General features: G+C 59.9%; 11 protein-coding genes. 8 read left to right on the top strand and 3 right to left on the bottom strand.

Annotation, left to right across the window (positions count from 1 at the left end):
• Nucleotides 1–138: 138 nt before the first annotated feature.
• Together ACW5W8_RS19410 and ACW5W8_RS19405 are read right to left on the bottom strand one after the other, a co-directional pair.
• Complete coding sequence (locus ACW5W8_RS19410) at nucleotides 139–747, bottom strand: acyl carrier protein phosphodiesterase (RefSeq protein WP_498629676.1); 609 nt, start codon at nucleotides 745–747, stop codon at nucleotides 139–141.
• Nucleotides 748–830: 83 nt separating this feature from the next.
• Nucleotides 831–1,136 (bottom strand): hypothetical protein, encoded by a 306-nt coding sequence (locus ACW5W8_RS19405; RefSeq protein WP_110302316.1) that lies wholly within the window; start codon nucleotides 1,134–1,136, stop codon nucleotides 831–833.
• Here ACW5W8_RS19405 and ACW5W8_RS19400 point away from each other — a divergent pair.
• Nucleotides 1,135–1,917, top strand: coding sequence for an ABC transporter substrate-binding protein (locus ACW5W8_RS19400; protein ID WP_498629674.1), 783 nt, complete (start codon nucleotides 1,135–1,137; stop codon nucleotides 1,915–1,917). The genes ACW5W8_RS19405 and ACW5W8_RS19400 overlap by 2 nt on opposite strands.
• Before the next feature lie 66 nt (nucleotides 1,918–1,983).
• Nucleotides 1,984–3,114: a beta-aspartyl-peptidase gene (iadA, locus tag ACW5W8_RS19395; RefSeq protein WP_498629672.1), complete on the top strand. Its 1,131-nt coding sequence runs from the start codon at nucleotides 1,984–1,986 to the stop codon at nucleotides 3,112–3,114.
• A gap of 97 nt (nucleotides 3,115–3,211) precedes the next feature.
• Here the strand turns inward: iadA and ACW5W8_RS19390 are convergent, their stop codons facing one another.
• A complete protein-coding gene (locus ACW5W8_RS19390; protein ID WP_498629670.1) occupies nucleotides 3,212–4,114 on the bottom strand; it encodes a LysO family transporter in 903 nt (300 codons plus the stop codon).
• A 532-nt stretch (nucleotides 4,115–4,646) separates the two neighbouring features.
• Between ACW5W8_RS19390 and ACW5W8_RS19385 the strand changes: the two genes are divergently transcribed.
• From ACW5W8_RS19385 to ACW5W8_RS19360, 6 genes are all read left to right on the top strand, one after another.
• Nucleotides 4,647–5,417 (top strand): ABC transporter ATP-binding protein, encoded by a 771-nt coding sequence (locus tag ACW5W8_RS19385; protein WP_005337310.1) that lies wholly within the window; start codon nucleotides 4,647–4,649, stop codon nucleotides 5,415–5,417.
• 49 nt (nucleotides 5,418–5,466) lie between these two features.
• Nucleotides 5,467–6,240, top strand: coding sequence for an ABC transporter substrate-binding protein (locus ACW5W8_RS19380; protein WP_204382999.1), 774 nt, complete (start codon nucleotides 5,467–5,469; stop codon nucleotides 6,238–6,240).
• A gap of 211 nt (nucleotides 6,241–6,451) precedes the next feature.
• Nucleotides 6,452–7,192: an ABC transporter permease gene (locus tag ACW5W8_RS19375; RefSeq protein ID WP_005352911.1), complete on the top strand. Its 741-nt coding sequence runs from the start codon at nucleotides 6,452–6,454 to the stop codon at nucleotides 7,190–7,192.
• Nucleotides 7,193–7,195: 3 nt separating this feature from the next.
• Complete coding sequence (locus tag ACW5W8_RS19370; protein WP_498629667.1) at nucleotides 7,196–7,888, top strand: ABC transporter permease; 693 nt, start codon at nucleotides 7,196–7,198, stop codon at nucleotides 7,886–7,888.
• 166 nt (nucleotides 7,889–8,054) lie between these two features.
• Entirely contained in the window at nucleotides 8,055–8,714 is a 660-nt protein-coding gene (locus tag ACW5W8_RS19365; protein ID WP_498629665.1) for a TIGR01621 family pseudouridine synthase, read from the top strand.
• Nucleotides 8,714–9,409, top strand: coding sequence for an HAD family hydrolase (locus ACW5W8_RS19360; RefSeq protein WP_498629663.1), 696 nt, complete (start codon nucleotides 8,714–8,716; stop codon nucleotides 9,407–9,409). The genes ACW5W8_RS19365 and ACW5W8_RS19360 overlap by 1 nt, the downstream gene beginning before the upstream one ends.
• Nucleotides 9,410–9,460 lie beyond the last annotated feature (51 nt).

Below are 9,460 nucleotides of genomic sequence, written 5' to 3'. Positions count from 1 at the left end.
CGGCTTGTCAGTCAGTGAGTGGCCCCCTGGTGCCGAGCTAAAAAAGAACCCCCTCTTTGAAAAAGAGGGGGTTCTTCAGCAATCTGAAACGCCCCGCAAGGGGCGTTTTTTATCGGGACGCAGGCCTATCCAGAGGGATCACTGTGCCCCGTGGGCTGCCCGATATTGGGCCAGCTGCTGCTGGCTAAAGTCCATCAGCGCGGGATAGAAGCGCAGAAACCCCGCCTCGCATGTTTGCCACTGCGATTCATCGAGGGTCAGCAGCGCCTCTCCCAGTTGTACCGGGCGGCGCAGTCGGCGGCCGATGCCGTTAAGGGCTTGCCCCAGCCCCTCCCTGTGGCGGTAGGAGGCGATCCAGTTCTGCTCGGCCATCCGCTTGAGGGGAAGCGGCAGTCCATCCGGCAGGCGTGGGTGATCCGCCAATAGCTGGTCATAACTGCGTTGCAGGAAGCGGGGCAGGGGCTCGGTGCTGAACAGTCCCCAGTGCAGGCTCAGCCAGTGGTCGTAGATCATATCCACCACTATGCCGCCAAAGCGGCGCCAGGGGGCCTCGAAACAGGCGACGGCCGCCTTGTGCTCGGGGTGGCTGTCGGTGAAGGCATCAATTTTGCGGTGCAGCCAGATCCCCTCATCGAAGTGGGCGGCAAGCCCCGTGGGCAGCGTGCCTTTGACGAAATCGCCGAGCAGATTGCCGGTGAGGGAGCTTCGGGTGTGGGCAGCCAGATGGAGATGGGCCAGAAAATTCATCGGTTGCTGTGGGTCTGTTATGGAATGGCAAGATGCTTCGAGCCTAACGGATCCCGCCTGCCTTGACCATGATCGGGATTTTGCTACTGCCTGGCGGCTGCCTCTTGCCGGGCAAAATTCGGGCGTGCTAAGGTGATTGCCATCTTTGTCACAGGACGCGACAAACCACCATGATGCGCAAAGCCAGAGGCTTTTTTCTGGCCTTCTACTTCAAGCCTTTCTATCTCTCCGAGTGGTTCGACGAATAGATCGAACCCCTGGAGCAGTTCACTGACGCCCGCTTGGGCGTGATCTCGCTCATCCAGATTTTGCCGCTTTTGGTCATCGCATGCATTCGCCTGCGGTGCCTTGTCCGCGCCTGTGCGCTTTTTATGTAATGGAGTACTCATGATGAAGATCAGACTGACCCTCTCAGCCCTGTTTGTTGCCAGCCTGCTGGCCACCCCCGCCATGGCCAAGGAGTGGAAAACCGTGCGCTTCGGGGTGGAGGGGGCCTACCCGCCCTTCTCCTGGACCGATGCGTCGGGCGAGATCAAGGGGTTTGATATCGATCTCGCCAACGCCCTCTGTAAGCAGATGGCGGTCAAGTGCGAGCTGGTGGCGCAGGATTGGGACGGCATGATCCCGGCCCTGCTGTCGCGAAAATACGACGCCATCATCGCCGCCATGTCGATTACCGACGAGCGGCGCCAGAAGGTCGATTTCACCGAGAAATATGCCCATATTCCCAATCGCTTTGTGGCGGCCAAGGGGACCGAGCTGACATTGACCCCGGAAGGCATGGCGGGCAAGCGCATCGGGGTGCAGCGGGCCACCACCCACGACAAGTACCTGACCGACAATTTTGGCTCGAATGTCACCATAGTCCGCTACGGTAATGCCGATGAGGCCTATCTCGATCTGAAGGCGGGTCGGGTGCTGGCTCTGCTGGCCGATGCCTCTGCCATCGAGCAGGGGCTCCTTGGCAAAGAGGGGGGCAACAAGTTCGACTATGTGGGGCCCGCCCTGACCGATCGCCAGTGGTTTGGTGATGGTATGGGGATCGCCGTGCGCAAGAGCGATAAGGAGCTCAAGGGCAAGCTGGACGAGGCGATCAAGGCGCTGCGTGCCAATGGCACCTATCAGCAGATCAACCAGAAGTACTTCAAGTACGATATATATGGTGGTTGACGGGGGGAGGGAGCTTGCTCCCTCTCTTTTCATTGGGCAAGCGACAATCGTGCAAGGAGGAGCGCCATGTTGACCCTGATCGAGGGGGCCGAGATCTTCAGCCCCACCCACCTTGTCCAGCAGGATCTGCTGGTGGCTGATGGCCGTATCGCCTGGATGGGCAAGGGGTTGACGGTGCCCACAAACTGGCCGCTGCATCGTGTCGATGGTCGTGGCCGCTATCTGGTGCCCGGGCTGGTGGATCCGCTGGCCCATATCACCGGCGGTGGCGGTGAGGGGGGCTTTGCTTTTCGCACCCCTGAACTGGCGGCGAGCGAGGCGCTCAAGGCAGGTGTCACTACCCTGGTGGCGGCGCTTGGCACCGACAGCCTGACCCGCACTCCCGCGCAGGTGCTCGGCAAGGTGCGCGAGTTTCGCGCCGCCGGCGTAAGCGCCTTCATGTATACCGGCTCCTACCATCTACCGGTCAAGACCCTGACCGGCACGGTGGAGTCGGACATCATCCTGATCCCCGAGGTATTGGGGGTGGGGGAGGTGGCCATCAGTGACCACAGATCCAGTGCGCCAACCCACGATGAGCTGGCCAGGCTTGCCAGCGAGGCGCGGGTGGCCGGACTGCTTGCGGGCAAGAGCGGGGTCAGCTTCTTCCATGTCGGGGATGGCAAGGGGGCATTGGCTCCCCTGCGGGCCCTGCGCGATGAGACCGACATTCCGCTGCGCCAGCTCTATCCCACCCACTGCAACCGTAATCCCTGGCTCTTTGCCGAGGCCATCGAGTGGGGCAAGGCGGGAGGTTGGGTCGACCTCACCACCTCGAGCTTTCCCGATCTGCTGGAGGATGGCGAGCGGCTTGCCGCCGATGCGCTCCTCGAGCTGCTGGCCGCCAATGTGCCTGCCGAGCGCATCACCTTCAGCTCGGATGCCAACGCCAGCCTGCCGCGCTTTGATGGCGAGGGGCGGTTAATCGAGATGCGCTGCGGCCAGATTGCCAGCCTGTGGCAGCAGTGCGTGCGCGCGATCCGGCTCGGTGTCTCGCTGGAGAAGGCATTGGCCGCGGTGACGAGCAATCCGGCACAGGCGCTGGGGCTCTGCAGCAAGGGCCGTATCGGGGTCGGGCAGGATGCGGATCTGCTGCTGGTGCACGACCGGACGTTTGCTATCGAAAGGGTGATGAGTGGCGGCCTGTGGCGCGAATAATGCTGCGAGCAATATCGCAGCCAGTGCGTGGTTGCTCCAAACAGCAAAAGCCCGACAACAAGGTCGGGCTTTTTTATCTGCAATGTGGAAATCAGGCTTAGATCGCCAGAAACCCGAGGATCAGGATGGGGCCGAGCAGACTCAGGATAAAGCCGGAGACGATGGCCACCGGTACGACGGTGATGCCCCCCGACTTCTGGATGACCGGCAGGGTGAAGTCCAGCGCCGTGGCGCCGCCGTAACCGATGGCCGCCGAGGGGTGGCGGCGCATCAGGACCGGGATGATCAGAATGGCGATAAGCTCGCGCCCAAGATCGTTGATAAAGGCGGCCGAGCCCAGCACAGGCCCCAGCTTGTCGGCCACCAGAATGCCCGACAGGGAATACCAGCCGAAGCTCGAGCTCAGCGCCAGCCCGTGAGCCAGGGGCATGCCCAGCAACTGGGCCGCCAGCAGGCTGCCGAGCCAGCTGCTGACAATGACAGTAGCGGCGATCTTCATCCCCCAGGGGTTGAGCAGGATCTGGCGTAGCCGCATGCCGGAGTTGCGCATCTGCACCCCGATGAGAAACAGCAGCAGCATCAGGGCCCACTCGCTCCATTTGTCGATGGGCAGAGCGCGCAGATCCATCAGCAGACCCAGCAGCACACCGCCGAGCACCACAAAGCAGAGCTGCAGCGACTCCCACAGGAGATGGAGCTTGCTCGGCATCTTGGCATCGTTTGCCTCGTGGGTCGGCGGCGTGCGTTTGTCGAGCCACCAGAGGGCCAGCAGGTTACAGAAGGTGATCGCCGCCAGCATCACCCCGGCGACCTTGAAGATCACCGCCAGATTGCTGCCCAGGTTTTCCACATAGGCAAGCCCGAGCCCCATCAGAAACAGGATGAGGTAGACCATCTTGCCCAGACTCTGGTTGACCAGCTTGATCAGTCGGGCAGAGGAGAGGGGAACCAGATAGCCGATTGCCAGTGGCAACAGGATCAGCAACACGTTGAGCAACATCGAGGCCTCGATCACAAAAACTGATAAAAATACCACCTTATCATTACTTATTGGCTCTGTGTCACATATCTCTCGCTTTCATGGCCAAAAACAGCCCTTTTGGGGGCGGATTGTTACTTTTTTGCCACAACCTCTCTGTTTGATAAGGTTCTGTGCGAGCCCGAGTGCACCAATGAAATCAAGTCGATCCGATCGGGGAGCCGATGTTTCGCTCGGCAAGGGTGTGCATAAATCCATGTTGGTGCCGGTTTGGCACACATCACGCTTTTCTCTTGCCACTGATATGATTGGGGTATAAAAAGGCGGTATCGGAACAGCTATTGAAACGGCTGTTTATGCAAACAAAGTGCTGGAAAATACGCAAAGGGCGAATAAAAATAGAGCGAATCCCCTGAAGACCCTCGTTCTGTATTGTTTTTTCACTATCCGGGTGATATTTTCGCTGAAGGTTGCCATCGGTTAACTTTTTGTTAAATAGACGATGGTTGAGTCACGCCCCTGCGGCGTCTAGGGACAGACAAGGTTGTAATGGATGAGCGACGTTGCCGCACTGGAAGTACGTGATCTGCACAAATATTTTGGCACCCACGAAGTGCTCAAGGGCATCGACATGACCGCCCACAAGGGGGATGTGATCTCCCTTATCGGCTCCTCCGGCTCGGGGAAGTCGACCTTTCTTCGCTGTATCAATCTGCTCGAAACCCCCTCATCCGGCACCGTCTCGCTCCATGGCGAGTTGATCCGGATGAAAACCAGCCGCGCCGGCGAGCGGTTGCCCGAGGATATGCGTCAGGTGGAGCGGATCCGCAGCCGGCTGGCGATGGTTTTCCAAAGCTTCAATCTCTGGTCGCACATGACCATCATGCAGAACATCATCGAAGTGCCGATCCAGGTGCTCAAAGTGCCTCGTGCCGAAGCACTGGCCAAGGCAGAGCAACTGCTTAACCGGGTCGGGCTGTGGGAGCGGCGCGACTACTATCCTGGTCACCTCTCCGGTGGTCAGCAGCAGCGGGCCGCTATTGCCCGTGCGCTGGCGGTAGAGCCCGAGGTGATGCTCTTTGATGAACCCACCTCGGCGCTGGATCCCGAGCTGGTGGGGGAGGTGCTCGGCCTGATGCGCGAGCTGGCCGAAGAGGGACGGACCATGCTGGTGGTGACCCACGAGATGTCGTTTGCCCGGGATGTCTCGAACAAGGTGATGTTTCTGCATCAGGGGCGGGTGGAAGAGGAGGGCAACCCCAAGGAGATTTTCGCCCATCCCAAATCCGAGCGGTTCAAGCAATTCATCTCATCCATCTACTGATGGCGGGATGCCTGGTTACCCAATCAACTGTTTTATCAAGGAGAGATACATGAACAAGCTGATGCTGGCGACAGCCGTAGTGACTGCCCTCGCGTCCGGTAGCCTGATGGCCAAGGAGTGGAAAGAGGTCCGGATCGGGGTTGAGGGTGCCTATCCCCCCTTCTCCTGGACCGAGCCCAGTGGCGAGGTGAAAGGCTTTGATATCGACATCGCCAACGCCCTGTGCGAAGAGATGAAAGTAAAGTGCACCCTGGTCAAGCAGGATTGGGACGGCATCATTCCGGCGCTGCTGTCGCGCAAGTTTGACGCCATCATCGCTACCATGGACATCACCGAAGAGCGCAAGAAGAAGGTGGACTTCACCCAGAAGTACCAGCACATTCCGGCCCGCTTTGCCGCCAAGAAGGGCACTGATGTGCAGCTCGACAAAGCCTTTATGGAAGGCAAGTCCGTCGCGGTGCAGCGTGCGACCTCTATGGATACCTATATTACCGACAACTTCCCCAACGCCACCATCAAGCGTTACGGCACGGCCGATGAAGCCTATCTCGATCTGAAATCCGGCCGTGTGGACTATGTGCTGGCCGACTCTGCCGCCATCACCGACGGTCTGCTGAAGAAAGAGGGCGGTGATGCCTTTGAATTCGTCGGCCCGAAACTGACCGATCCCAAGTGGTTTGGCGAGGGTGCCGGTATTGCGGTGCGCAAGGCTGACAAGGATCTGAAAGAGAAATTCAACGCCGCCATTCTGGCGCTGCGTGCCAACGGCAAGTACAAGGAAATCAACGACAAGTACTTCGAGTTCGACGTTTACGGAGAGTAAAACAAAGAGACGTTTACGGCGAGTAAGTCCAAAGACGTCTACGGCAAGTAACGACAGGTTGATCCCGTCAGTAGTCATCGGGCCCGTCACCTCCCTGAGGGAGTTTACGGGCCCGCATTGATTGCAATGGAGCTGCACATATTTCATTCGGACTGCTATGGAGCCTTCTGGTTAGCAGGGGCGTGAAGATTCAGTGGCGATGGAGCTGCATATGTTTGATTTGAAAGGATACGAAGCCTCGCTGCTGGAGGGCGCCTGGGTCACCCTGGAAGTGGCGCTGGCCTCCCTGCTGCTGGCGTTGCTGCTGGGGATGCTGGGGGCGCTGGCCAAACTCTCTCCCTACAAGTGGGCCAGGGCCATCGCCACCGGCTACACCACCATCATTCGTGGCATCCCCGATCTGGTGCTGATGATGCTGCTCTTCTTTGGCGGCCAGGTGCTGATCAACGGCATCTGCACCTGGGTCAACGAGACTTACAACAGCTGGTTACTGGAGAGCAATCCCAATCAGGAGTGGGTCTCCCTGCTGCCGGACTATATCGACATCAGCCCCTTTGTGGCCGGTGTCGCGACCATCGGTTTTATCTTCGGCGCCTACATGACCGAGACCTTTCGCGGCGCCATTCTGGCGGTGGACAAAGGGGAGCTGGAGGCCGCACGGGCCTTTGGCATGCGGGCAACCCAGGTGTTTGTGCGGATCCTCTTCCCCCAGATGATGCGCCACGCTCTGCCGGGGTTTGGCAACAACTGGCTGGTGCTGCTGAAAACCACCGCGCTGGTCTCCATCATCGGCCTCGATGACATGGTGCGCAAAGCCTCGTTGGCGGCGGGCTCGACCCAGCAACCCTTCACCTTCTACATGGCGGTGGCGTTAATCTTCCTGATCTTCACTGCCGTCTCTACCTCGGCGCTCAAGTGGGCCGAGCGTCACTACGCCATCAAAACGAGGTAAGCCATGGATTTTTCAATCATTCTCAAAGAGTGGCCCACCTACTGGGAGGGTCTCTACACCACGGTCTGGCTGGTGGCCCTCTCTCTGATCCTTGGGTTGATGCTGGCGGTGCCCATGGGCATTCTGCGCAACGGCCGCAACTGGTTGATCAAGGGGCCGATCTGGGCCTATATCTACTTCTTTCGCGGTACCCCGCTGCTGGTGCAGCTCTTTATCATCTACTACGGCGCCGCCCAGTGGGAGTGGCTGAAGAACAGTGCCGCCTGGTCGCTCTTCTCCGAAGCCTGGTTCTGTGCGCTGCTGGCTTTCACCCTCAATACCGCCGCCTATACCGCCGAGATCGTGCGCGGAGCGGTACACAATATGCCGCGCGGCCAGATTGAGGCTGCCAACGCCTTTGGCATGACCCGCTGGCAGACCCTGACCCGGATCATTTTGCCCAACTCGTTTCGTCGGGCACTGCCGGCTTACAGCAACGAGGTGATCTTCATGCTGCAAGGCTCGGCGGTGGCGGGCATCATCACCATCGTCGATCTGACCGGCGCGGCGCGGATCATCAACTCTCGCTACTACAGTCCGTTCGAGGCGTTTTTGACCGCAGGGCTGCTCTATATGCTGCTCACCTTTGTCATCGTCTGGCTGTTCAAGAAGTGGGAAGCGCGCTGGCACGCCCACCTGCGCCCGCGCAATGTGTAAGGGTTGAGCTGCCAAGATGGCCCCGCCTGTTGCAGGCTGGGCCATTTTTTATCTTTATCCTCTGCCCACCCGGTTTGCCAAATGGCGGCCGAGCAGGGAGAATGCAGCACTCCCGAGCGCCGCCAGTCGTTGGCTGCATGCCTTATTCCCCAGTTCCCGAGGTTTTATGTACCGGATATTGTTTGAGCATCCCGCTTTCCTGGTTATCGACAAGCAGCCCGGCATCGGCATGCATGACGAGAAGGGTGACGGTGATTCGGTCAATTCGGGACTGGTCAATCGCGTGAAGGCCGATACCGGGCTCACCCTCTATCCGGTGCACCGCCTCGACAAGATGACCTCTGGTCTGGTGCTGCTGGCCCGCACCACGGAGGCGAACCGCGCGCTGAGCATGGCTTTTGCGGCCCGTGAGGTGAGCAAGCAGTATCTGGCGCTCTCCGATCGCAAACCCAAGAAGAAGCAGGGCTGGGTGAAGGGGGATATGCAAAAGGGGCGTGGCGGCAGCTGGATGCTGGTGCGCACGCTGGATAATCCTGCCATCAGCTGGTTTGATTCGGTGTCGGTGCGCGAGGGGCTGCGGCTCTATCGCATCAAGCCCCAGACCGGCAAAACCCACCAGATCCGGGTTGCCCTCAAAAGCATTGGCGCCCCCATTCTCGGGGATGAGCGCTATGGCGGTACGTCAGCCGATCGCGGTTATCTGCATGCCTGGCGGCTCAATTTCACCCTGGCGGGCGAGCCGTTCGACTTTGTCTGTCCGCCCGATGTGGGGAGTGAATTTGTCACCCCCGAGCTCACGGCAGCCATCGCAGCCCTTGCGCCCTGATGCTGATGCGCCCAGCGCCTGACACCATTATCCATTCCGCGATAGATCGTGATCCTGACGGACGTGCGCCGCGCTGGATCCTGGCCGACTTTGACGACACCCTGGCCCCCGGCGACAGCCACGCCGGTCTGCTGTGCTATATCCTGCGCCGCCGGATCTGGCCGCTGCTGCTGTTGCCGGTGATTGCGCTGGGTGGCGTGGTCTATCTTGCTCCCAGCCAGCGGCGGCGCGGTATCTCCCTTATCTGGTGGGCCATCACGTTGGGGCTCTCTCCTCTCGGCTGGCGCAAGCTGGTGCGCGCCTATTGCCGCACCAGGCCGGGGCTGTATCGTCAGGCTCGTGAATTGTTGCAACGGGAGGGGGCGCGCTGCTGGGTTATCTCCGCCAGCCCCTGCGCGCTGGTGCGCGCCCAGCTCTATCAGCAACTGCCCGGCCAGTTGCCCCACCGGATCATTGGCTCGCAGATGCACTACCGTTTTGGCGGCCTGATGCCGGGCTTCTATTGCCACGGCCAGCACAAGCTGCTGCCGGAGATTTGCGCCCTCGATGCCGAGCTGGCATTGAGCGACAGCCTGCACGATCTGCCGCTGCTGGGGTTGGGGAAAGAGGCGTGGTTGATCAATCCGACGCCTGTGCGACTGCAAAAGGCCCGGGCCGGCTTGCCCCATCTAATGGTCAAAAACTGGCAACTGTAAGCCAAAGCTGACAGCCATGCGGGTCGTCACCGTTTGATCCGCAGGGCTGCG

This window comes from Aeromonas aquatilis (genome assembly GCF_054052405.1).
This window is presented reverse-complemented; position numbering and strand designations above follow the sequence as displayed.

Coding starts and splice junctions, on each gene's coding strand:
- ACW5W8_RS19370 (WP_498629667.1), top strand. CDS start 7,196: ATGGATTTTTCAATCATTCTCAAAGAGTGGCCCACCTACTGGGAGGGT.
- ACW5W8_RS19365 (WP_498629665.1), top strand. CDS start 8,055: ATGTACCGGATATTGTTTGAGCATCCCGCTTTCCTGGTTATCGACAAG.
- ACW5W8_RS19385 (WP_005337310.1), top strand. CDS start 4,647: ATGAGCGACGTTGCCGCACTGGAAGTACGTGATCTGCACAAATATTTT.
- ACW5W8_RS19360 (WP_498629663.1), top strand. CDS start 8,714: ATGCTGATGCGCCCAGCGCCTGACACCATTATCCATTCCGCGATAGAT.
- ACW5W8_RS19405 (WP_110302316.1), bottom strand. CDS start 1,136: ATGAGTACTCCATTACATAAAAAGCGCACAGGCGCGGACAAGGCACCG.
- ACW5W8_RS19380 (WP_204382999.1), top strand. CDS start 5,467: ATGAACAAGCTGATGCTGGCGACAGCCGTAGTGACTGCCCTCGCGTCC.
- ACW5W8_RS19390 (WP_498629670.1), bottom strand. CDS start 4,114: ATGTTGCTCAACGTGTTGCTGATCCTGTTGCCACTGGCAATCGGCTAT.
- ACW5W8_RS19375 (WP_005352911.1), top strand. CDS start 6,452: ATGTTTGATTTGAAAGGATACGAAGCCTCGCTGCTGGAGGGCGCCTGG.
- ACW5W8_RS19410 (WP_498629676.1), bottom strand. CDS start 747: ATGAATTTTCTGGCCCATCTCCATCTGGCTGCCCACACCCGAAGCTCC.
- iadA (WP_498629672.1), top strand. CDS start 1,984: ATGTTGACCCTGATCGAGGGGGCCGAGATCTTCAGCCCCACCCACCTT.
- ACW5W8_RS19400 (WP_498629674.1), top strand. CDS start 1,135: ATGATGAAGATCAGACTGACCCTCTCAGCCCTGTTTGTTGCCAGCCTG.